A 23,322-nucleotide genomic window follows, 5' to 3' on the forward strand; every position below is an offset into this window, starting at 1 on the left:
TTGCCCATCAACCCAGGAGCGCCCATGACGATCCTCGACACCTCAGTGGCAGACCCCATGGGCAGCACCCATCCCCTGCAGCACGACTACCAGCGCTTCCTCCAGCTGGGCAGCCGGCGCATTCCGCACACGCTCTACGTGCATGAGCGCGGCTACCGCTCCGGCACCATCAACACCGACGCCCTGGGCATGCGCTACAGCCATTTCGCCGGCAAGCGCTTTTCGGTCGCCGAACGCGGTGGCCTGGCGCGGGTCAACCTGCTGGTGGGCGGCTCGACCGCCATGGGCATCGGCGCCAGCTCCGACGAACACACGGTGGCCTCGTACCTCTCGCTGCTGACCGGCGAGATCTGGCTGAACCTGGCCGGCTGCGGGCTCAACGCCACCCAGGAACTGCTGATGTTCCTCACCCACCAGCACCGCTTCGGCCAGATTGGCCATGTCGTGGTGTTCAGCGGGCTGAACACGCTGGCCCAGGAAACGCTGGCCGAGATAATGACCAGCGCGCAAGCTGTGCAAACCGGGCAACAGGACTACTTCAACCGCTTCCACGAAGGTGTTCAGCCCGCTGAGGAACCACGCCGCGAGTCATTGTGGCAACGCTTGGGCCACGCCCTTGCGCCGCGGCGCCCGTGCCCCTGCCCCGCACTGGAACCGCTGTCCAGCCCGGACAAGCGCCTGATCCGCGCCGCCGACAGCATCGGCCGTACACTGCGCCAGTGGGACCGCCTGCTGGCCGACGGCCACACCACCCTGACCTTCATCCTCCAGCCCCTGCTGCCCTGGTGCAGGGAAGCGCTACCGGCCGGCGAGCAGGCCATGCTCGAACGGCTCGAACAACAGCCGTCCAATTTCGATCGCCTCATCGATGGCGCCTTCGACAGCCAGTTGCACATGGCCTTCTTCCGCCGCATCAAGAGCCAGGCCGACCCCGTCCCCTGCTACGACATGAACAGCATGCTCAGCAGTTCGCCGGTGTTCGCTGAAAGCCTGTTCGCCGATCGCCTGCATTTCAACGACCTGGGCAACAACGCGCTGGCCAAGGTGATCACCGCCAAACTTGGCCTGGCCCAGGAAAAATACGCCCAGCGCAAGGTCACATCGATCAAGCTCATCTGATAAGGAATTCCCCGACTATCGTCGAACACACCCGGGTGGATAGAATAGGCCGGTCATCGCTCCTGATCCGCCTGAGGCACCCGCGCACCTGTCATGACCATCGAAGCCGCCCCCAAGCGCCGTAGCGCCCACGCAGCCTTGCTGCCGTTGCTGCTGACCTCCTTCGCTGCGCAGGCGCTCGACGTGAGCATCGACCCGCATGCCGACCTGCTCTATCGCCAGGCCCTCCCCCTGCTGGAGCAGGCCGACAGCCAGGACGACACGGCCAGCCCCCTGCGTACCAGCACCGGCGACCCGGAACTCAGCCGCCAGGGCCAGGCGCTGGCCCGCACCCTGCCCACGGCAGTGGCGTTGCTGAAGAAGTCCGTCGCCCTCGACCACCCGGTAGCCCAGTATCGCCTGGCCCTGTACTACACCACCTACCTACCTGCCGGGCAGATCGCCGACGCTGCCTGCCCGCTGCTCGAAGCCAGCCTCAAGCAGGGTTTCGCGCCACCGGCCCTGGCCATCGCCCGCTGGTGCTCGGCCTACAGCGCCAGCCCCGCCTACCGCCAGGCGCTGGAGGCGATCCCCAGCATGGCCACCCTCTACGCGCCCTACTATCCCCAGCCGGCAACGCACCTGGCTTGCAGCCGCAGCCGGCCGCAAGGGCTGGAAATGCAATGGGGGCGCCAGCGTGATTACCAGGCCGAGGTCTACCGCCTGCTCGGCGAGCTGGACCCGCAACATCGCCAGGCGCTCATGCAGAAGGCCATTGATATCAATGGCTGCGCCGCGGCGCAGCAACGCCTCGTAGGCGCTGGTTTGCCGGCGAACACACCTCGATAACTGTCGCTGTTTGGCACGCCCCCTGTAGGAGCGGCTTCAGCCGCGATCACCCGCGAAGCGGGTGCCAAGCACCGCACAGCCTGCATCGCGGCTGAAGCCGCTTCTGCAGAACAAACAAGCAAGATCGTTCAAGCCAGCTCTCCACCCCTCTGGCATGCTGGCCTGCCCTGTCGAGCCGTTGTCTTGCCCATGTCCAGCCCGCCCGTTGCCCGCCACGCCTTCCTCAAAGGCGCCATCGCCATCCTGCCGCTGTCCTTGGCCGTGGCCCCCTGGGGCCTGCTCGCCGGTTCCATGGCCATCGAGGCCAACCTCAGCGCCTGGGAGGGCCAGGGCCTGTCGGCCATCGTCTTCGCCGGTGCCGCGCAACTGGTGGCCATCGGTATGCTCAAGGGCGGCGCCAACCTGTTCTCGATCCTGCTCACCACCTTGCTGCTGACCTCGCAGCACCTGCTCTACGGGCTGTCGATGCGCCCGGTGATGTCCGGCCTGCCGACCCGCTGGCGGCTGGGCCTGGGCTTCCTGCTCACCGATGAATTCTTCGCCCTCACCAGCCACCACGACCAGCAGCAGTTCAACCGCTGGTACGCGCTGGGCGTGGGCCTGACGTTCTATGTGGCGTGGAACCTGTTCACCCTGGCCGGCATCGTCCTCGGCCAGAACATCCCGCACCTGGACCAGCTGGGCCTGGACTTCTCCATCGTCGCCACCTTCGTCGCGCTGATCGCGCCGCTGGTACGCAACCTGCCGACCGTGGTGTGCGTGGCGGTGTCGCTGTTCTGCTCGGTGCTGTTCAGCTACTGGCACTGGGAAACCGCCCTGGTGGCCGCCGGCCTGCTGGGCATGGCCGCCGGCTTCGTCTGCCAGAAATTCTCCGGAGGCCGCTCATGATCTGGCTGCTGATCTTCGCCATGGGCGCGGTGGTGTTCCTCAACCGCTACGCGTTCCTCGAACCGCGCCTGCCGCTGCGCCTGAGTTCCAACGCGCGGCAGTTCCTTGGTTTCGCCGTGCCCGGCATGCTCACGGCGATCTGCGGGCCGATCATCTTCCTGCCTGGGCACCAGCTCGACCTCAGCCCGCTCAACCCCTACCTGCTTGGGTCACTGGTGGCCATCACCCTGGTGCTGTTGACCCGCAGCGTGTTGCTGAGCATGCTGGCGAGCATGCTGATCTTCTTCCTCCTGCGCAGCTGGCTGGCATGAGCACGCCCCTGCGCGAACAAACCCACCTGTGGCAGGCGCCCGCCCTCGGCGACGTGGAGATGCTGCACGCCCGCTATATCCAGCAGCGCTTTGCCCCGCACGTGCATGAAGGCTATGTGTTCACGGTGATCGAGTCCGGCGCCCAGCGATTCTGGCACCGCGGTAGCGAGCACCTGGCACCGGTGGGCAGCATGGTGCTGATCAACCCCGACGAGCTGCACACTGGCGCCACCGCCCACGAGGCCGGCTGGCGCTACCGCGGTTTCTATCCCGAGCACGAGCGGGTCACGGGCGTGCTCGACGAGTTGGAGCTGGGCCGCCATGGCCTGCCCCGGTTCAAGGACAGCGTGATCCAGGACCCGGCCCTGGCCGCCGCGTTCAGCCAACTGCACCAGCGCTCCGAGAGCAACGCCAGCGCCCTGGAGCAACAGACCGCCTGGCGCCATGCCGTGCTCGCCCTGGTGCAGCGCCACGGCCATTGCGCCGAGCCCGCCGCCCCTGGCAACGAACCGCTGGCCGTGGCCCGCGCCCGTGAACTGTTGGAAAGCCAGCTGGCCGAGCCGCCGTCGCTGGAAGCCCTGGCGGCAGCGGTGAACCTCTCCCCTTTCCACTTCGCCCGGGTGTTTCGCCAGGCCACCGGCCTGCCACCCCACGCCTGGCTCAAGCAGCGCCGCCTGGCCCGCGCACGGGAGTTCCTGAGAAGTGGCCTGCCTGCGCTGGAAGTCGCCCTGGCCCTGGGCTTTGCCGATCAAAGCCACCTCACCCGCCAGTTCAAGCAAGCCTATGGTGTGACACCGGGGGCCTACCGACAGGCCTGCCTGAACCTGGTGTAACCCGTCTGCATGCTTGCACGCCGCTGCTACACTCAAATGGCTGAATGGAGGATCGCGTCATGTCCGAACGAGAAATCACCACGCTCCTGTCGCTGATGAGCCAGCGTCAGGCCTGCCTGAGCAGCGCCTGCAAGGAGATCGCCGACTGGATCGACCGCCAGGGCGACATACCCGCTGCCGGCAAGATCCGCGCCAGCCTCAAGGCGCTGGAGGCTGACGAAGCCCAGGTGCGCAAGACCCTGACCTCGCTGAACATCGAACGGCCGCTGCCACGTTTCCGTAGCTGATCGGGATTTACGCCCTTCCCTGCAGGAGCGGCTTCAGCCGCGATGCGGGCGACGCGGTGTATGGCACCCGCTTCGCGAGTGATCGCGGCTGAAGCCGCTGCTACAGGGATGGCGCAGGGCTCAAGCAATCGATCAGTGGTTCATGTGCATATGGTCGTGCCCGCCGCTCTCGGCGGTAAGCGCACGCACCGGCGCCTGCACCTGCACGGTCTCCTTCACGCCCTTGGCATCTTCGATGGTCAGGGTCAGCGGCACCTGCTCACCTTCCTTCACCTGCTGGTTCAGGCCCATCAGCATCACGTGCAGGCCATTCGGGTCCAGTTTCACCGCCTTGCCGGCCGGCAGTTCGACCGCCTTGACCTCACGCATGCCCATCACGTCGCCGTTCATGGTCATCTCGTGCACCTGTACGGTCTTGGCCACGGGCGAAGCCACGCTTATCAGCTTGCTGTCGCTGCTGGCGGTGAGGATCATGAAGGCACCGGTGGACTGCTGGTGCGGCACGCTGGCGCGTACCCAGGCGTCGCTCACGGTGGTCTGGGCCAGGGCCGGCAGGGCCAGGCTCATCAGGGCCAGGGCGGCCAGGCCGCGCTTGATCGGTTGCATCGACATTCAGCAGATCTCCATCAGGGTGACCAGGTCCTCGGCGCATTCCTGGGCGTTCAGGGAATGGCCCAGGCTCAGGCGCAGGGTGCCACGCGTATCGTAGACGTAGCTGGTGGACGAGTGAGAGATGGTGTAGGTGTCGCCGGCCGGGACCTTTTCGTAGAACACCTTGAATTCCTTGGCCACCTCGGCGATTTCCTCGGGGGTGCCGGTCAGGGCGACGATCGACGGGTCGAAGGCCTTGACGTAGGCGTCGAGCACCTCGGGGGTGTCGCGCTCCGGGTCCAGGGTGATCAACACCGGCTGGAACAGGTCGCGGTCACGGCCCCTGAGTATCTTGCGGATCTGCGCCACACGCGCCAGCGCGGTCGGGCAGACCGCCGGGCACTGGGTGAAGCCGAAGAAGATCATCGGCATCGAGCCGTAGAAGCTCGACAGGGTGCGCTCGTTGCCTTGGGTATCCTTGAGCTTGAACTTGCGCCCGAGGATTTCGTTGCTCATGTTCTTGCCGTACTTGAAGTCCAGGCCACGTGCCGGGCTGCAGCCCGCCAGCAAACCAAGCCCCAGTACGCCCATCCCGGCGACTACCGCGCGCCGGGTCAACAGATCAGTCATGGAACCATCCTTTACAGGGAAGGTGCCGGCCCTTGGGGCGGGCCGAGCGAAAACCGGCGCATTCTGGCATGACACCCCCCGAGCATCTACCCGAACTGAGGAGGATCTGGCTGCAGCCCTTTGAATCCGGGGCGCGACCGGTTGTCGCAGGGATTGAATCCGTAACAGTTTGTTGCTAGGGATCAATGAAATTCGCCGGCAAGCCGGCTCCTACAAGGGTGCAACCTGTAGGAGCCGGCTTTGCCGGCGAAGAGGCAAGAACCAACACCCACTACCCATCAGTAGTAGGCATTTTCCTTGTTGGTGTGGTCAGTCACATCACGCACGCCCTTGAGCTCCGGAATTCGCTCAAGCAGGGTGCGCTCGATACCTTCCTTCAACGTGACGTCGGCCTGGCCGCAGCCTTGGCAACCGCCACCGAACTGCAGCACGGCGATGCCGTCGTCGACCACGTCCACCAGGCTCACGGCGCCGCCGTGGCTGGCCAGGCCCGGGTTGATCTCGGTCTGCAGGTAGTAGTTGATGCGCTCGTTGATCGGGCTGTCCTCGTTGACCATCGGCACCTTGGCGTTGGGGGCCTTGATGGTCAGCTGGCCGCCCATGCGGTCGGTGGCGTAGTCGACCAGCGCGTCTTCGAGAAACGGCACGCTGACGGCGTCGAGATACGCGGTGAAGCTCTTCAGGCCCACCGGCTCGTCGTCGGGTTTCTCTTCGCCCGGCTTGCAGTAGGCGATGCAGGTCTCGGCGTACTGGGTGCCCGGCTGGGTGATGAAAATGCGGATGCCGATGCCAGGCGTGTTCTGCTTGGAGAGCAGATCGGCCAGGTAATCATGGGCGGCGTCGGTAATGGTTATAGCGCTCATGGAAGTTCCTCACAGACTTGCCGGCAGTGTACGCCAACCCGGCCTTCGAACAAAGTCCTAGCATTTGACTCGGGATAGCGCCAAGGCCGGTTCCCGCGCAGGCTCGGCGGCGATCCAGCCTTGCAGCCGCGTATACAGGCCACGTTCCAGCCATTGGTAGCTGAACCACGACATTAGTCCGATTGACGGCACGCAAAGGGCGAATACCAGGTATGGGTTCAGTTGCAGCCGCTGGCTGGCAAACAGGCCGCCGTACAGCACCAGCACATGGATCAGATACACCGAGTAGGAGCAATCGCCCAGCGCCTTGAGCACCCGGTTGCCCTTGAACCACGGCTCCAGGGCGATGAACGCCAGCACCACCAGCGCGCTGGGCAGCCCCCAGTGCAGCAGGCGCTGGGAGGCGTCCAGGTGGTAGAGGGTGAAACCGGCCGCGGCCAGCAGCGCCAGCGGCAGCCATAGGCCCTCGCGGATCAGCCCGCGGTGATACAGCACGCCCAGGCCGATGCCCAGCAGGAACTCGTAAACGATGTCGTTGTTGTAGAAACGGCTGAGTACTCCCAACCGGCCTAGCACTTCACTGACGAGCAATAACGCGGCGGTCACCAGCAACAGGTGATGACGCTGGCGCACCAGGAAGGCCAGGCCGAACAACAAATAGAAGAACATCTCGAAATTCAGCGTCCAGCCCACGTTGAGGGTCGGGTACAGGCCATAGCCGCCGGGGTTCTGCGCCGGGATGAACAGCAGCGACAGCAGCAGGTGCTGCCAGGCGAACACCTGATGCGGCATCCAGCGGCTGGCGACCAGCATCAGCGCCGCCATCAGCAGGGTGTAGAACCAGTAGGCCGGGACGATGCGCAGGGCGCGGTTGAGCAGGAACCGCCCGGGGGCAATCTCTTTGTCGCGGGTCGAGAGGTAGATCACCAGGCCGCTGATGACGAAGAAGATGTCCACCCCGACCGCACCGCGGTCGCTGAGCAATTGGCCGAGTGGGCCGGTGGCATGGAAGTCGAAGAAGATCTGCATGAAGTGGTGGCAGACCACCACCCAGGCGGCGAATGCCCGGAGTGCCTGAAGCGAATACAGCATGAAGTACCCTGCGATTGCCGGTGAGTTCGGGCCTTGCGTCGCGATCGTTCGCCGGCAAGCCGGCTCCTACAGAGGTTTGCACACCCCCTGTAGGAGCCGGCTTTGCCGGCGAATGGGCTGCACAGCAGCCCCAAGACCCACCTGACCTTCCGACCGCAGCATGCCGGGAAAGGTCAGGCCACCCCATCAGAGGTTCTCGTAGCGGTTCATGTCCAGTACCCCCGCCTCCACCGGATCGGTCTCCTGGATATAGCGGTTCAGGTCATGGAAGTAGCGCCAGAACTCCGGGTGGCTGCGGCGCACGCCCCAGCGCATGACGATGCGCTCGAACTTGGCCGTGTCGTCGCGGGCCGCTTCCAGGTCCTCGACGAACTCCGGCACCTCCTTCGCAGGCACATTGAAGATGAAGTTCGGGTAGCTGCTGAGCACGCCCGGCACCAGAGTGAGGGTGTCCAGCCCCGGCTGGTAGCGGTACGCCTCGCCCAGCAGGAACGCCACGTTGCTGTGGGCACGGTTGCGCAACAGGCTGTAAACCTGGCGCTGGCCGCCCTGCCCTTCGATGCGCAGCATCGTCGCCTCGGGCAACTGGTCGATCACCTTCAACCCGGCAGCCGGGCGCGACACCAGGCGGCTGAGCGACTGCTCGACGTCGCGGAACGCTTCGCTCATCTGCGGCCGCGAGCAATACGCGCCCTGGCAGCGGTTGATCGGGTCGGGCGCGGCGTTCAGGCTGCCGGTGCGCTGCAACAGCTTCAAGCCGAAATCACGCTTGGGGTCGTGCTTGTCCAACTGCAACGCGCTCGGGGTGCTGGTGTCGATGTCCTCGTAGTCCATCCACATCTTCACCTTGCCGCTGTTCTGGTACCAGCTACCCAGGATCTCGCCGCGCGTGCCGGCCGGCATCAGGCGCAGGAAGTTGACCTCCGCGCCATTGCGGATCAGGTCGAAGTACAGGCGCGTCTGCAACTGGTGCGAGACGTTGCCGAACACATCGAAGTTCACCGCCAGCTGGTAGTAGGTGCGTTCGAACAGCGGGTAGTCGAACAGCCACATGGTCAGCGGCACGTCGCCGATCAGGCCCTTGGTGACCGAGGCGCTGTCGAAGTGGCGGAAGATGCTGAGCAAGGCGTTGTCGTTGCCCGCCCACAGTGTCGACCAGCTTGGTGCCGGCTGCTCGGCGTAGGCTTCGCGGCGCAACGCCTCGTACTCGTTGCGCTTGTCGCGGTAGGCGTGCCACAGGCCCAGCACGCTGCCGACATCGTCGATCTGGCCGGGCATGGCCAGCAGCGGCGTGGCCTCGCCCCGGTACTTGGCGTCGGTGATGTAGAGGTCGTGGGCCGGCTCCTGGAACAGCGCCCAGAAGTTGTCGCGAATCACGTCGGTGGCGATCTGCCCGCGGCACACCGGGCCACGGATGAAGGTGCGCACGAAGTACTCGGCGTTGTCCAGCATGAACTGGTAGCGGGCCACCGCCGGGATCGCCTCGAAGGTCTCGAACGGGTTGGCGCGGTGGCGCGGGCCGTAGCCGGGCAACGCGCTGGCATGCCAGTCGCCGCTGTAGAACAACTGCTTGACCCGCTTGAGCTTCTGCGGGCCCATCGGGTAGGTGATATGGGTCTTGTGGACGATCACCCCCTGCACCGGAACCAGCCGGTAGTAGAAGTCGGTGCCCGGCGGGTCGTTGGGGCGGCGGGTGGCGATCAGGTCGACCGGCCGGCCGCTCGGGGTGCGCGAGCGCACCCACTGGAAGAAGTGGCCTTGCTCACCGCCGACGAAATGGATGTGGGCCAGGAACAAGTGCTCGTACAGCCAGCGGGCGACCAGCGCCTCGGTCGAGCCCGGGCGGTTGAGCAGTTCTTCCCACTCGAAGATCTGCCGCGCTTCCGCCGCGTTGGGCACGAACTGGGTCTTCTCCACCGGCGCGCCGGCCGCCAGCCAGCGCTGCAGCGTCTGGTACTCCTGGTCGCTCAGGCCGGTGACCGCCAGCGGCATGCCCTCCTTCGGGTGCGCGCCGGCATAGGCGTCGAACTCATGGGGCATGGGGCACATGTTGGTGCGGTTGAGCCCCAGCACGATTTCGTCCGGCAGCTTGGCGTTGGGCGTGAGCGGCGTCTTGTGCCCCAGTTCGAGCATGCGCGCCATCAGCGCGGCCTGGCTGCCCTGCTTGTCCAGCACCGAGTAGAACCCGGCCTTGCGCCAGCCAGCCTCGTCGCGGGCGTCGTAGAACAGCCGCGTGGTGGGCACCGCCTGGCTGCGCTCGCCCTGGTACACCGGCACCTTCGAGGCGCCACGCTCGGCGCCCTCGGCGCTGCCCAGGTTGAGCTGGCAGGCGGCGTCGTTGCAGGCGTGGCAGGCCACGCACTTCTCGGTGAAGATCGGTTGGATGTCCCGGGTGTACGAAATCGCCGGGCTCGATTGGGGGGCCTGCGCGAACGCCACGCCACTGATCAGCAGGGCGAAGACGCTGGCAAGTATGCGAAGCAACATGTGCCGAAAGTCCTGGTTTCTGAAAGCCATCACGATATGCCTGACCGGGTCCTGGGTGCTGGGGCATGCGCCAACATGAAGGAAATTCATGCAAAACGGCGGCACGCCTAAAATCCGTGCAGCTTTGTTATTATTCGGCACCTTCTGATATTCGCCCGACCAGGTAGTTCCTATGTCCGACCGCAGCGCTCGTTTACAAGCACTCCAGAACGCACTCAAAGAGCGCATCCTGATCCTCGACGGCGGCATGGGTACTATGATCCAGAGTTACCGCCTGGAGGAACACGACTATCGTGGCACGCGCTTCGCCGATTGGCCAAGCGACGTGAAGGGCAACAACGACCTGTTGCTGCTCTCCCGCCCCGATGTGATCGCCGCGATCGAGAAAGCCTACCTGGACGCCGGCGCGGATATTCTCGAAACCAACACCTTCAACGCCACGCAGATCTCGCAAGCCGACTACGGCATGGAAGCGCTGGTGTACGAGCTCAACGTCGAGGGCGCGCGCGTCGCCCGCCAGGTCGCGGACGCGAAAACCCTGGAAACCCCGGACAAGCCGCGCTTCGTCGCCGGCGTGCTCGGCCCGACCAGCCGCACCTGCTCGATCTCCCCCGACGTCAACGACCCCGGCTACCGCAACGTCACCTTCGACGAGCTGGTGACCAACTACATAGAGGCCACCCGTGGCCTGATCGAAGGTGGCGCCGACCTGCTGCTGATCGAGACCATCTTCGACACCTTGAACGCCAAGGCAGCGATCTTCGCCGTGCAGCAGGTGTTCGAGGAAGACAACGTCGAACTGCCGATCATGATCTCCGGCACCATCACCGACGCCTCCGGCCGCACCCTCTCCGGCCAGACCACCGAAGCGTTCTTGAACTCGGTGCGCCACGCCAAGCCGATCTCCATCGGCCTGAACTGCGCCCTCGGCGCCAAGGACCTGCGCCCGTACCTCGAAGAGCTGTCCACCAAGGCCGACACCTTCGTCTCCGCGCACCCCAACGCCGGCCTGCCCAACGCCTTCGGCGAGTACGACGAGACGCCCGCGGAAATGGCCGCGGTGGTCGAGGAGTTCGCCGCCAGCGGCTTCCTCAACATCATCGGCGGCTGCTGCGGCACCACCCCGCCGCACATCCAGGCCATCGCCGAGGCCGTGGCCAGGCACAAGCCACGGGCCATCCCGGACATCCCCAAGGCCTGCCGCCTGTCGGGCCTGGAGCCGTTCACCATCGACCGCCAGTCGTTGTTCGTCAACGTCGGCGAGCGCACCAACATCACCGGTTCCGCCAAGTTCGCCCGGCTGATCCGCGAGGAGAACTACACCGAAGCCCTGGAAGTCGCCCTGCAGCAGGTCGAGGCCGGCGCCCAGGTGATCGACATCAACATGGACGAAGGGATGCTCGACTCCCAGGCCGCCATGGTCCGCTTCCTCAACCTGATCGCCGGCGAGCCGGACATCTCCCGCGTCCCCATCATGATCGACTCCTCCAAGTGGGAGGTGATCGAGGCGGGCCTGAAGTGCATCCAGGGCAAGGGCATCGTCAACTCGATCTCGATGAAGGAAGGCGTCGAGCAGTTCAAGCACCACGCCCGCCTGTGCAAGCGCTATGGCGCCGCCGTGGTGGTGATGGCCTTCGACGAGGTCGGCCAGGCCGACACCGCCGCGCGCAAGCGCGAAATCTGCCAGCGCAGCTACGACATCCTGGTCAACGAAGTGGGCTTCCCGCCGGAAGACATCATCTTCGACCCGAACATCTTCGCCGTGGCCACCGGCATCGAAGAGCACAACAACTACGCCGTCGACTTCATCGAAGCCTGCGCCTACATCCGCGACCACCTGCCCTACGCCCTGAGCTCGGGCGGCGTCTCGAACGTGTCGTTCTCGTTCCGTGGCAACAACCCGGTGCGCGAGGCGATCCACTCGGTGTTCCTCTACCACGCCATCCAGAACGGCCTGACCATGGGCATCGTCAACGCCGGCCAGCTGGAGATCTACGACGAGATCCCCGCCGCCCTGCGCGAGAAGGTCGAGGACGTGGTGCTCAACCGCACCCCGCACGGCACCGACGCCCTGCTGGCGATTGCCGACGACTACAAGGGCGGCGGCGCCACCAAGGAAGTCGAGAACGAAGAGTGGCGCTCGCTGCCGGTGGCCAAGCGCCTCGAGCATGCGCTGGTCAAGGGCATCACCGCCCACATCGTCGAGGACACCGAAGAGTGCCGCCAGCAGTCGGCGCGCCCGATCGAGGTCATCGAAGGCCCATTGATGAGCGGCATGAACGTGGTCGGCGACCTGTTCGGCGCCGGCAAGATGTTCCTACCGCAAGTGGTCAAGTCGGCGCGGGTGATGAAGCAGGCGGTGGCCCACCTCATTCCATTCATCGAGGAAGAGAAAGGCGACAAGCCCGAGGCCAAGGGCAAGATCCTCATGGCCACGGTCAAGGGCGACGTGCACGACATCGGCAAGAACATCGTCGGCGTGGTGCTTGGTTGCAACGGCTACGACATCGTCGACATGGGCGTGATGGTGCCGGCCGAGAAGATCCTGCAGACCGCCCGCGAGCAGAAGTGCGACATCATCGGCCTGTCCGGCCTGATCACCCCCTCGCTGGACGAGATGGTTCACGTCGCCCGCGAGATGCAGCGCCAGGACTTCCACCTGCCGCTGATGATCGGTGGCGCGACCACCTCCAAAGCCCACACCGCGGTGAAGATCGAGCCCAAGTACTCGAACGACGCCGTGGTCTACGTCACCGACGCCTCGCGCGCGGTGGGCGTGGCCACGCAGCTGCTGTCGAAGGAGCTCAAGGCCGGCTTCGTCGCCAAGACCCGCGAAGAGTACGTGGAGGTGCGCGAGCGCACCGCCAACCGCAGCGCCCGCACCGAGCGCCTGAGCTATGCCCAGGCCATCGCCGCCAAGCCGCAGTACGACTGGGCCAACTACCAGGCCGCCACTCCCTCCTTCACCGGCGTCAAGGTGCTGGAGAACATCGACCTGCGCACCCTGGCCGAGTACATCGACTGGACCCCGTTCTTCATCTCCTGGGACCTCGCCGGCAAGTTCCCGCGCATCCTCACCGACGAAGTGGTCGGCGAGGCCGCCACGGCGCTGTACAAGGATGCCCGCGAGATGCTCGACAAGCTGATCGACGAGCAACTGATCAGCGCCCGCGCGGTATTCGGCTTCTGGCCGGCCAACCAGGTCGAGCATGACGACATCGAAGTCTATGGCGACAACGGCCAGACCCTGGCCACCCTGCACCACCTGCGCCAGCAGACCATCAAGCCCGACGGCAAGCCCAACTGGTCGCTGGCCGACTTCGTCGCCCCCAAGGACAGCGGCGTGACCGACTACGTCGGCGGCTTCATCACCACCGCCGGCATCGGTGCCGAGGAAGTGGCCAAGGCTTACCAGGACAAGGGCGACGACTACAGCTCGATCATGGTCAAGGCCCTGGCCGACCGCCTGGCCGAGGCCTGCGCCGAGTGGCTGCACGAGCAGGTGCGCAAGGAGCACTGGGGTTACGCCAAGGACGAGCACCTGGACAACGAGGCGCTGATCAAGGAGCAGTACAGCGGCATCCGCCCGGCCCCGGGCTACCCCGCCTGCCCCGATCACACCGAGAAGGAAACCCTGTTCCGCCTGCTCGACGGCACCGCCATCGGTGAGACCGGCCCGAGCGGCGTGTTCCTCACCGAGCACTTCGCCATGTTCCCGGCGGCGGCGGTCAGCGGCTGGTACTTCGCCCACCCGCAGGCGCAGTACTTCGCCGTGGGCAAGGTGGACAAGGACCAGGTCGAGCGCTACAGCGCGCGCAAGGGCCAGGACGTGAGCGTGAGCGAACGCTGGCTGGCGCCGAACCTCGGTTACGAGGGCTGAGCCCGGCCATCGGGGGTTGCGCCCTGTAGGAGCGGCTTTAGCCGCGATGCGAGGCACCCGCTTCGCGGGTGATCGCGGCTGAAGCCGCTCCTACAGGGGCCCCACAAGCTACACCACGCCTCCGGTGCTCGCCGGCAAGCCAAAGCACAAATCCCACAGCCCCGCACCTGGCATTTCTATCAGTAGCCACCTGCACCAAGGCGCGCTAAAGAGGATCATCTCTCCTCCCATGGCAGCCCCAACATGCAATCCCGGCTCTACATCGCTTTCCACCTGCGCTGGATCATCAGCTACTTCCTCGAGCAGAGCCTGCACCAGATCCGCCCGGACATCTCCCTTGGCGAACTGGGTGCCGACAGCTTCGACATGTTCGAACTGCAAGCGCTGATCGAAGAAACCTTCGGCATCCTCATCCACCAGCCATTGCGCCCCTACCTCACCTTCGCCGAGCTGGTCGACCTGGTCTATCGCACCATGCCCACACCAGAGCATCCACCCATGTTGAGCTGAGTTTCCCCACCACCTGACATTTCTGCCAGGTGCGCCCTTCCCTTCCAAGGCGTAGCGTCAAACCAATCACCTTGCGCCCTGACGCAACCGCCAGGTCGCTGCCCGCCTTCACTTGCAAAGGACCTTCGCGATGAACGACCTGTCCACCCAGAACAACGACTACAGCCCCGCCAACCGCCCTGACACGGCCACCTACATGAAGCTGTTCGAGGACGACCAGACCCGCTGCGCCCCCGGCGCGCTGATGGCCAACAATGGTCGGCTGGCCTACCTGGTACACCTCAGGGAAATGATCCAGGCCTTCGAGGTCCGCGCCGATGTCAGCGCACCGATCACCCTGCAACAGCGGCGCTCCGATCTGCTGGACCTGAAGCTCGATGAAAAGAACACGCGCAAGGTCCTGCCCAAGATTCGCATGGTCCTGGACGTGCTGGAAAGCCGCGCCAGGCAGGTGCTGCCGGAGCGAAAAACGCTGCAGCAAGCCGTCGCCAACGGTCTTTACCAGGCCAACGTACCCTTCCACCATGCCTGGGAATCGATCAAGGCCACCCTGGCCACCAAGCAGCTGCATGTGTGGGATGTGCTGCGCAGCACCCACGCCAGCTACCCCGCCTTCACCTTCGACAACCTCACCCTCGCCGACCAACGCGCAGCGACCGTCCTGAGCAGCGGCTTTTCGCCACAGCTGCGGGCGCTGTTGCTGGCGCCATCGCTGCCAGCGGCAAATCTGATGCCGGACGTGACCGAGGAAAACCAACGCCAGGAGGCTGAATTCTATCAACACCACTTCCATATCAGCGACAGTAGACCTCTGAACAAGCTCAACACCACGCAAAAACTGACCAAGGCCCTCGGGCTGACCCGCCGCGAACTGCGCAAACTGCTGGCCGTCAATGCCATCGGCGAGGGCAACACCTCGGTGACACGCAGCGCCCTTGTCACCACCCTTTCGGTCGCTTCGCCTTCGAGCCAGGTGTTCGGCGCAGCGTTCATCAACAACGGGACGACACCGCTATACCTCACCGAGTTGACGCCGGGTGCGCCACAGGCGTCTACCCCGGAGGAGACAGCGCAGGCCACATCGAGCGACACCCCAGCAGCAACATCAGAAACGAGCGAAGCGCCCGCACAGGCCAACCCGTCAGCACCCTTGCAGCAGTCGGCCCAGCCCCCTGTCAGGAAACCGGCGAAAAAGACCGTGGCCATCACCGGCCTGACCAGCGCCCACCTCGACCGCCTGCAACGTATCCTGCGCATCCAGCGCGCCCTGGACCTGACAGCCGCGGAAGCCGACGCCCTGGTCATGGCCGCGCTGCGCGCCGAAGGCCAGGCCGGCGACTACCACCTGACCGCCAACACCCTGCGCGCCCTCGGCATGTTCCGCCACCTGCAGCAGAAGTACCGGGTCACCCCCTGGCAGTACGCGGCCTTCCTGGATGTGATCGCGCCGTATGCCGCCGACCAGCAGGTGTCGTTCTACGACAAGCTGTTCGCCCCCGCCAACAGTGACGAGGACGCCGACGAGAAGCCGCTGCAGCTGGACGACCAGCCATTCGACTACCAGGCCTCAGCCGGCGCCGATGCGCAAACCCTCAACCAGCTCGCCGTGGCGATGAAGGTGAACAGCGAGGTGCTGCGCGTCGTACTCGAGTGGGTCTGCAAAGCCCAGGGCCTGAACAAGCCAACACGTTCGCTGGCGGTGATTTCGGCTTGCTATCGGATTGTCACCCTGTTGCGCCTGTTCGACAGCCCGATCGCCGAAGGCATGTTGATCCTGACGTTGCTCACACAGGAACAGCCCGCCTACCTGCAGCAATTGGCGGGTAGACCCTGCTTGCGGGACACACTGGACGAACCCGACATCATCGACGTGATCGCGGGCCTGATGAACACCCTGGAATGGCTGCAAGGCCAAGGCCTGGAGACCATGCAGGTGTTCGCGCTGTTGAATCACCAGCAGCCGGTGTTCCAGAAGGACTGGGAGATCGCATTCGAGGCGGGCACCTTCAAGCCCGACCCGCAGTTGAGTCCTGAGCCGGACAAGACGATCAGCGATACCCCGGCAGAAGGCGAGACCGGCCCTGGTCAACTCGACGAAGTAGCTCAGCGCGCAGCAACGCCAAGCCAGAAAGCGGCCGGCGCTACCAAAAAAGCGCCGCCATCAAAGACCAAAGAGCAGAGGGTGGAGGCCTGCTACAAAGCGTTGAGCCAACCGCTGCGAAAAGCGCTGAAACTTGAAGCCGGCAACTGGGTGGAACCCCTGCTGAGCTGGGCGGGAGTCGATCCCGAAGCGCTCTATCAGCGGATGCTGCAGGTCCAAGTGCAACTCAACGCCGACCTGCCGTTAAAGCCGTTAAAGGAGATACTCCTGCTCAGCGACCTCTGGACCTGGACGCTGCTGCAGCGCTACAGCGACCTCATCAAGCTGTTCAAGCTCAATGCCAGCGCACTCGAGCAAATCGCCCACCAGCCCACCTGGTTCAATCTGGACGCACCGCATCACGCGACCGTGATCAACGAGGGCGAACTTCTCCAGCTGGACGTGCGGACCCTCGACTTCACCACCCTCTACCAGCTTGGCCGCTACAAGGCGTTGCTCGCCAGGTTGGCCAAGGGCAAGTCGGAAGAAGGTGTGCTGGCCTACCTGAAGCAAGCCAATGACAAAGACGCCGCCACTGATGCAAAGGCGACATGGGCCGAGCTCGAAGCGTTGCTGGGGCTCCCCGCCACCCGTCCCTCGGCCCTGAACCTCGACTCGCCCCCCAAGACGCTGCGTGACCTCGACCGGCTGCTGCGCTTGCAGGGGCTGGCAGACAAGCACCAGCTGTCACTGGACACCCTCCTTGACCTGGGCAAGCTCCCCCTGGCCCAGGATCACGCTGATTTCACCCGGGTTGAAACCGCCTTGCGACAAGGCCGCTCGAGCAAACAGCGCAAAGCCCATGAAGCGCAACTGAGCGTGGCCTGGCGCGACGCCCTGATGCAATGGATGCTGGTGCACTGGGTGCCTGGCAGCACGGCCCCCAACTGGATCGACAGCCCGCAGACCCTGGCCGACTACCTGCTGATCGACCTGCAGGTCTCCCACGAGCCGCTCACCACCCGCACGCTGTCGGCCACTGCCAGCCTGCAGCGCTACCTGCACCAGATCCATTCGCACCTGGAGAATGGCTACCGCGACGTCACCATCGGCGAGGAAGAGCGCGAGGAGTGGGAGAACTTCTCCAGCAGCTACGAGCGCTGGGAGCTGCGCAAGAGCGCGCACAACGAGCCGCAGAATTACATCGACCCCACCCGGCGCACGCGCAAGACCAATGCGTTCAAGGATCTGGAGAACCTGCTGGCCCAGGGCAAGTGCACGCCCGATGACGTCAAGATAGCCTTGGAAACCTACCTGAGTACCTTTGAAAAACTCAGCAATATCCAACCGATTTCGGCGTACGCCGATGGCACCTCGCCGCTGAGCGATACCTACCACTTCATCGGCAAGACCAACGTCGAGCCGGTGGAGTACTACTGGCGCACGCTGGACATGTCCCTGCGCGACCAGGATGGCGCGCCGAGCATGCTGGCGTGGGGGGAGTGGGAGAAGATCACGCTGGGCATTACTGGGAAGTTGGCCGTCACGCCGCTGCCCAAGGAAGCCCCCCTGCTGTATGTCAAGGGCAACGAAACAGAAGAAGCCGAGAAGGCGAAGGAAGACGCAGCCAAAGCAGCCAAGCAGCACGAAGACGAACGCCTGGCTGAAGACCTGCGCACGCATATCGAGTTGATCCGCCCCGTGATCATCGCCGGCCGCCGTTATGCGGTGTGGGCAGAGTGGGGCGCCACGGCCATCCCCATGGGCCCCGACAACAAGGCAAGCGACTATTACCCGTTGCGGGTGTGCTTTGCCTACCAGCAGACCGACGGCGCGTGGAGCGCACCCAATGAGCTGCTGCTGCTGGACGGTCATGATGAAAAGGGCAACTTCGACCCCAAAATAGAGCAGAGCGTTACAACCGAGGATGAAAAAACCAAGAAAAAGACCGTCGTTACACATGTCCACGGGACTGCACCATCCAATGTGTTCCTGAAGACCAAGGACTTCCAGCCGGGCTTGATGGTGATGGTGAACCAGATGGGCGGGCGTGAGCATGACCCTTGGTTCATGGTGATGCTGTATGACACGGTCATGGCAAAAAGCAAGCGCAGAAATATCGATTATTTCCTTGTTGCCAAAGACCTGCTTCTGATCGAGTCGCAAGTTCTTGACAGCTCGAACACAGCCAGCAGGCCAATTGAGGAAAAAATGATTTCCAATTGGTTAGATTTCTTTCATGACCCGCGTACCGTGCAGCACCCCTACATGGGTGCCGCCACCACATTAAAAGAGACACTCAAAGATGACAAGCTATCAAGACATCTTCCCACACAAACAGCATTGAAATATTCAAGAACAAAAAGCGGGGAAGTCCTATTAGCCAAGCCAGCCCCCCCTATCAACGGCACGATAAACTTGAAATACAACCTCAATGGAGAATGGAAGACCCGTAATGGCCATCAGACATTTGAACCCGTCACACTCGTGCATGGCTTCATAAAAGAGACCGGATCCGCAAAAATCACAATAATTGAGACGTTCGACATAAACACCGAAGTCAAAAAAATACAAGAAGCCTTCAAGCAAGCTTTAGAAAACCTCGAATGCCTCAAAAGAGCCCACACAGATACCGATACTGAGATCAACGAAACAATCAACGAAGCAATCAACAAAGCAAAAAACAAAAAAAGCAAGATTCATCTATTACATTACACAGCAGAAACACCAAACGAATTCATAGTCACTAACATCACTGTCAGCGATCTCGCCAGCGACGTACAAAAAGCAGATATTTCCGGGCTCGCAATATACATCCCAGACATTGAAAATCTGATCACCCTGAATATAAAAACAGCACTTCTCAACCCAAAGAACTATACCTACGACATCTACGACAGCACTGTCACCAAACTTGAGCATAAACCATCACCTTCTCGACACGGAAAATTTTCAGCCAGGCTCACAGCGACCGTCGTAGCCCCACCCAACCCAAACTGGACACTCTCCACCCATGACCATGCACTCCTTAACACCCCCGAACATCAAATACTAAAACGTCTCTCCGAGGAACCAGAAACCAAAGAAACATTCACCAAAATTAAACAGTCACTGCTCAAAGTCCGCTACACCACAACAAAAGAGCTCCATCATAAAATGGGGTACGCCTTGAAAGGCGCCCCCAGCAGCCGCCTTTCAGTGCATAAAGCCATTATCACCGCAAGAGCGAAGAATAGGCAGGACGTTGTCAATTTCTACTTAAAACTTGAAGAAGACGCGATACTGAAAGAAATAGGCACTCTGCCAGACGGTATCAATTTAGATGCGGCCCTGCGCCTACGCCATTTTCATCCTGATGCCTGCAGCAGAATCCTGCTGCATATCGACCCCGACCATCAGATGATCTTCGAGGACGAACTCATCACCGACGGCATTGATCAGCTCAATTTCCACTGCCCAATCAACCTGGATTTCCCTCACTACAGATTCAAGCTGGACTTGTATGACGGTACAGACCACCTCGGTTCGTTGACCCACACCTACGAGTTGGTCGACACTCCAGACGACGCCGTTCCTACTGTCCAGCTAAGGCGTAATGACGAACAAGCACTGTATCTGGATTTGAAAGAGGTCAACGCCAAGCTCGATACCGGCCAAACACGTTTGCCCGAGAGCCTGCGCCTCAACACCTTGTTCGGCAAGCAACTGGTTGCCCTGGCCACCCAATCGGTACAGCGCGCCCTGTCCTGGGAAGCCCAATGCCTGCCCGAGCCCCGTCTGGAGCCCGGAGGTTTCGCCTCAACGGTCGACTTCCACAGCGCCAACGGCCTCTACTTCTGGGAACTGTTCTTCCACGCGCCCTTCCTGGTCGCCTGGCTGAAACGCCAGAATCGCGACTACGGCGTAGCCTGGCGCAGCAGCACGCGCCACCTGTTCGACCCCTACCGCACCTGGGTGCCCGATGGTAACCATCCGCCCTTGTTCTGGCTCACTCAACCGATCCTTGGCAAACCTGCCGTCGCTGCCACCGACAAGACCAGTGACCCCGACGAACTGGCCTACGCCGACCCCGAACGCTACAAAAAGGCCCTGCACCTGTTCGTGGTGGAAAACTGGCAACGCCAGGGTGACGACTTCTACCGCCAGCTCAACCTGGACACCCTGGTCGAGGCCGCCCTGTGCTACGACAAGGCCCTGCGCCTGATCGGCGTGCTGCCGGAAAACCTCTCCACCGCGCCGGTGCAGGCCAAATCGCTGGCCGAGAGCGCCACGGCAGACTTCACCCCACCGCTCAACAACAAGCTGGTCGAGCTGCGCAACCTGCTGCGCAACCGCCTGTTCAACCTGCGCCATGGCCTGACGCTGGATGGCAAACCCGCCGCGATCATGCTCGACCCCGCAACGCTTGATCAAATTGCACTGGGGTACGGTGGCGCCAACCAAGAGCATGGCAGGACGGCTCGAATTGCTAGAACGGTACCGCCCTGCCGCTATGAAGAAGCCCGCAAGTGCGCCGGTGAGGCCGTGCTGCAGTTGATCGAACTGGGGCAGACACAACTGCGCTTTTACGATCGCGATGCATCATTGCAACTGTCCCTGGCCAACAAGGCCAATATCATCAAACTGATGGACTACCCATGCCGCCTGCAGGCACAGGCACTTGAACTGGCCAAGCGCGAGCGTGAGACCGTACTGGCGAGCAAACGCATGGTACAAGACCGCCAGAGCTACTATCAGGGTTTGGTTGACGAAGGGATAACCGATCTCGAACATGCCGCCCAAGCATTTGCTTATATGTCAAGAGCCGCAGTTGCAACCTCAGCAATCTTTGCGTCCAGCTCAAAGATTATCGAGGCCACCGTCCCGACCATCTATGGCCTTGCATTTGGGGGCAATAGCCCAGCGCAAGGCGTCGCGCAAGCCGTAGTTGCATTCGATATGATGTCTTCAATTTGCGACATGACTAAGGACGAACTTCGCCTGCAAGCGGATTACCAGTTGCGCTCCCAGCAGTGGCAATTTGAAGCCGATCAGGCATCCTTTGAATTGCAATTGCTCGACCAGCAACTTCTTGAGCATGACGTCCGTATTAAAGCCGCCAGCATCGCCGTTGAGGAGGCCCGAGCAACACAAGCCGCACACCGTGCCGAATACGAGATCATGACCTCGGTCTTCTCCAACCATGCAACTTATCTCTGGTTGATCGGGCGCATGTCGCAGATCTACTCCAGCGCCTACGACGCCACCCTGTCGCTGTGCCTGATGGCCGAAGCCTGCCTGCAGTTTGAACTGGGTGATTTCAGCAGCACCTGGATCAAGACCGACGGCTGGCTCGACAACTGGCGCGGCATGCTCGCCGGTGAGGCGCTGGAGCGTGACCTGATGCGGATGGACGTGGCCGCGATACGCGACAACCACCGTCCCCTGGACATCCGCAAGGACCTGTCACTGCTGGACTGCATGCAATGGACCCACGAAGACCTGCACGCGCAGCTGGACAGCGACAAGGTGGCATTCACCCTGTCGCCCTGGCTCTTCGACAGGGACTACCCCGGCCATTACCTGCGCAGGCTCGAGCGGATCGTGTTGTCGTTCAAGCTCGACGGCGCCTCGAGTTCGGCCCCCGTGCCGGCGATGCTGGTCCAGACCAGCAACAGGCTGCTGCTCGACGCCGACAGCGAAGGCGCCCGACACCTGTACAACGCCAACGAAGGCAGCGCGGCCAATGTCCTGCGCGATCTGCGCCCGCAGCAGAACATGGCGGTGTGGTCAGTGAATGAGTTCAACCGCACCCTTGACTTGCTGCCGTTGACATCGGACAAGTCCCGCTATCAACCCTTCGAGGGTACCGGCCTGATTTCGACCTGGGTGCTGTCATTCCCCGGCGGGGCGAAGAACAACCCCTTGCTGTACCGCGATGGCGAGTGGTTGCTGGAAGACATCAACGTGCAACTGAACTACTCCGCCGTCGACGGCACGCCAGCATTCCGTGAAAACGTCAAGCGTTGCCTGACAGCATTTGATGCGGCCAACCGCGAAGCTGATGCAGACTACCAGGCCAGAGCCGCCGCCTCGAAACGCCAGTTCGCGGCCAGAAGCGCCAGCCGCAAAGAGCTGATGAAAGCGCTCAAGGCACTGCACGAGGCCGATACCAAAGCCAGGGTCGCTGCCGAGTCGCTCAATGCCATCGAGGCCAGGGCCAAGCCATTGGCCGACGGCCATGTGAACGCCACGGCCAATTTGGTTACCGCAGAAACTGAACTGAAAACCGCCCAGACCAAGGCGGCTGAAGAAGGACTCAGCGCTGCCCAAAAGCTGGCGGCCAAGGAAGCATTGGTGGCCGCACAAGCGGAAGTCGACGCTGCCAAGGCTGCCATCGTCCCGGCCGAGGCAGCCCTCAATGTACTGAACAAGGCCAAGAAGAATGCCGATAACACGGCACGCGAGGCCGCCGAAGCCAAGCTGACCGTCGAGGCCTTGCAGGCGCGTAATGCCGAGGTTGTCGCTCAGGCACTGAACACCACGAAGACGTTGGCTTCCTCTCAAGTGACAACAGCCCTTGAGACCTTGAGGACGCTTCGTGAGGCCATCAATGTGCAGGCTGCCAAGCCGGGGATAAAGGCACCTGAAGCCCAAGCGCACTTCACCGTGATTGAACAATCGATAGCAACGCTCAAGACCGCGCATGCGACCGTTGAGCGGGCACCGACCGAAATTGAGCAAGCAACCACGATTGCGGAAACCAATGGGGTGCTTGCCAACCTGCGCAAAGCCGTCGACTCCGCCGTGAAAGCTAAGCGTGATGCCGACGAAGCGGTCGCCCGGGCCGTAAGCGAGGCCGATGAAGCCGAGGCCAAGCGCATCACCGATGAAGCCGAAGCCAAGCGCAAAGCCGACGAAGCCGAGGCCAAACGCATCGCCGA

General features: G+C 62.9%; 14 protein-coding genes. 9 read left to right on the top strand and 5 right to left on the bottom strand.

What is annotated here, in order from left to right; genetic code table 11:
- Positions 1–24 precede the first annotated feature (24 nt).
- The 6 genes from P5705_RS16265 (at position 25) to P5705_RS16290 (ending at position 4,266) form a co-directional block, all read left to right on the top strand.
- Positions 25–1,119 (top strand): hypothetical protein, encoded by a 1,095-nt coding sequence (locus P5705_RS16265; RefSeq protein WP_277461891.1) that lies wholly within the window; start codon positions 25–27, stop codon positions 1,117–1,119.
- A gap of 93 nt (positions 1,120–1,212) precedes the next feature.
- Positions 1,213–1,947, top strand: coding sequence for a sel1 repeat family protein (locus P5705_RS16270; protein ID WP_277461892.1), 735 nt, complete (start codon positions 1,213–1,215; stop codon positions 1,945–1,947).
- Positions 1,948–2,136: 189 nt separating this feature from the next.
- Positions 2,137–2,835: an AzlC family ABC transporter permease gene (locus tag P5705_RS16275; protein ID WP_213657396.1), complete on the top strand. Its 699-nt coding sequence runs from the start codon at positions 2,137–2,139 to the stop codon at positions 2,833–2,835.
- Positions 2,832–3,146 carry an AzlD domain-containing protein gene (locus P5705_RS16280; protein WP_011534512.1) on the top strand — a complete coding sequence of 105 codons (315 nt, stop codon included), beginning with the start codon at positions 2,832–2,834 and terminating at the stop codon, positions 3,144–3,146. Before P5705_RS16275 ends, P5705_RS16280 begins: the two co-directional genes overlap by 4 nt.
- Entirely contained in the window at positions 3,143–3,979 is an 837-nt protein-coding gene (locus tag P5705_RS16285; protein ID WP_277461893.1) for an AraC family transcriptional regulator, read from the top strand. The genes P5705_RS16280 and P5705_RS16285 overlap by 4 nt, the downstream gene beginning before the upstream one ends.
- A gap of 59 nt (positions 3,980–4,038) precedes the next feature.
- Positions 4,039–4,266: a hypothetical protein gene (locus tag P5705_RS16290; protein ID WP_213657398.1), complete on the top strand. Its 228-nt coding sequence runs from the start codon at positions 4,039–4,041 to the stop codon at positions 4,264–4,266.
- 132 nt (positions 4,267–4,398) lie between these two features.
- On the opposite strand, the gene P5705_RS16295 is transcribed toward P5705_RS16290, so the two are convergent.
- The 5 genes from P5705_RS16295 to P5705_RS16315 all read right to left on the bottom strand — a co-directional run bounded on the left by P5705_RS16295 (position 4,399) and on the right by P5705_RS16315 (position 9,929).
- On the bottom strand, positions 4,399–4,878 hold the full coding sequence (locus P5705_RS16295) for a copper chaperone PCu(A)C (RefSeq protein ID WP_277461894.1): 480 nt from the start codon (positions 4,876–4,878) through the stop codon (positions 4,399–4,401).
- Positions 4,879–5,487, bottom strand: coding sequence for an SCO family protein (locus P5705_RS16300; RefSeq protein ID WP_277461895.1), 609 nt, complete (start codon positions 5,485–5,487; stop codon positions 4,879–4,881).
- A gap of 278 nt (positions 5,488–5,765) precedes the next feature.
- Positions 5,766–6,350 (bottom strand): Fe-S biogenesis protein NfuA, encoded by a 585-nt coding sequence (gene nfuA / locus P5705_RS16305; protein ID WP_011534517.1) that lies wholly within the window; start codon positions 6,348–6,350, stop codon positions 5,766–5,768.
- A gap of 57 nt (positions 6,351–6,407) precedes the next feature.
- Positions 6,408–7,442, bottom strand: coding sequence for an acyltransferase family protein (locus P5705_RS16310; protein WP_277461896.1), 1,035 nt, complete (start codon positions 7,440–7,442; stop codon positions 6,408–6,410).
- 186 nt (positions 7,443–7,628) lie between these two features.
- Positions 7,629–9,929, bottom strand: a complete 2,301-nt coding sequence (locus tag P5705_RS16315) for a fatty acid cis/trans isomerase (RefSeq protein ID WP_277461897.1) — start codon at positions 9,927–9,929, stop codon at positions 7,629–7,631.
- A 172-nt stretch (positions 9,930–10,101) separates the two neighbouring features.
- Between P5705_RS16315 and metH the strand changes: the two genes are divergently transcribed.
- The 3 genes from metH to P5705_RS16330 all read left to right on the top strand — a co-directional run.
- On the top strand, positions 10,102–13,809 hold the full coding sequence (gene metH, locus P5705_RS16320) for a methionine synthase (protein WP_277461898.1): 3,708 nt from the start codon (positions 10,102–10,104) through the stop codon (positions 13,807–13,809).
- A 243-nt stretch (positions 13,810–14,052) separates the two neighbouring features.
- Entirely contained in the window at positions 14,053–14,319 is a 267-nt protein-coding gene (locus P5705_RS16325) for an acyl carrier protein (protein ID WP_277461899.1), read from the top strand.
- 130 nt (positions 14,320–14,449) lie between these two features.
- On the top strand, positions 14,450–23,322 hold an 8,873-nt coding region (locus P5705_RS16330; protein ID WP_277461900.1), incomplete at its 3' end, for a neuraminidase-like domain-containing protein.

The organism is Pseudomonas entomophila, from assembly GCF_029478665.1.
GTDB classification, from domain to species: domain Bacteria; phylum Pseudomonadota; class Gammaproteobacteria; order Pseudomonadales; family Pseudomonadaceae; genus Aquipseudomonas; species Aquipseudomonas entomophila_F.

Coding starts and splice junctions, on each gene's coding strand:
- P5705_RS16280 (WP_011534512.1), top strand. CDS start 2,832: ATGATCTGGCTGCTGATCTTCGCCATGGGCGCGGTGGTGTTCCTCAAC.
- P5705_RS16270 (WP_277461892.1), top strand. CDS start 1,213: ATGACCATCGAAGCCGCCCCCAAGCGCCGTAGCGCCCACGCAGCCTTG.
- P5705_RS16315 (WP_277461897.1), bottom strand. CDS start 9,929: ATGTTGCTTCGCATACTTGCCAGCGTCTTCGCCCTGCTGATCAGTGGC.
- P5705_RS16275 (WP_213657396.1), top strand. CDS start 2,137: ATGTCCAGCCCGCCCGTTGCCCGCCACGCCTTCCTCAAAGGCGCCATC.
- P5705_RS16285 (WP_277461893.1), top strand. CDS start 3,143: ATGAGCACGCCCCTGCGCGAACAAACCCACCTGTGGCAGGCGCCCGCC.
- P5705_RS16295 (WP_277461894.1), bottom strand. CDS start 4,878: ATGTCGATGCAACCGATCAAGCGCGGCCTGGCCGCCCTGGCCCTGATG.
- P5705_RS16310 (WP_277461896.1), bottom strand. CDS start 7,442: ATGCTGTATTCGCTTCAGGCACTCCGGGCATTCGCCGCCTGGGTGGTG.
- nfuA (WP_011534517.1), bottom strand. CDS start 6,350: ATGAGCGCTATAACCATTACCGACGCCGCCCATGATTACCTGGCCGAT.
- P5705_RS16300 (WP_277461895.1), bottom strand. CDS start 5,487: ATGACTGATCTGTTGACCCGGCGCGCGGTAGTCGCCGGGATGGGCGTA.
- P5705_RS16290 (WP_213657398.1), top strand. CDS start 4,039: ATGTCCGAACGAGAAATCACCACGCTCCTGTCGCTGATGAGCCAGCGT.
- P5705_RS16325 (WP_277461899.1), top strand. CDS start 14,053: ATGCAATCCCGGCTCTACATCGCTTTCCACCTGCGCTGGATCATCAGC.
- metH (WP_277461898.1), top strand. CDS start 10,102: ATGTCCGACCGCAGCGCTCGTTTACAAGCACTCCAGAACGCACTCAAA.
- P5705_RS16265 (WP_277461891.1), top strand. CDS start 25: ATGACGATCCTCGACACCTCAGTGGCAGACCCCATGGGCAGCACCCAT.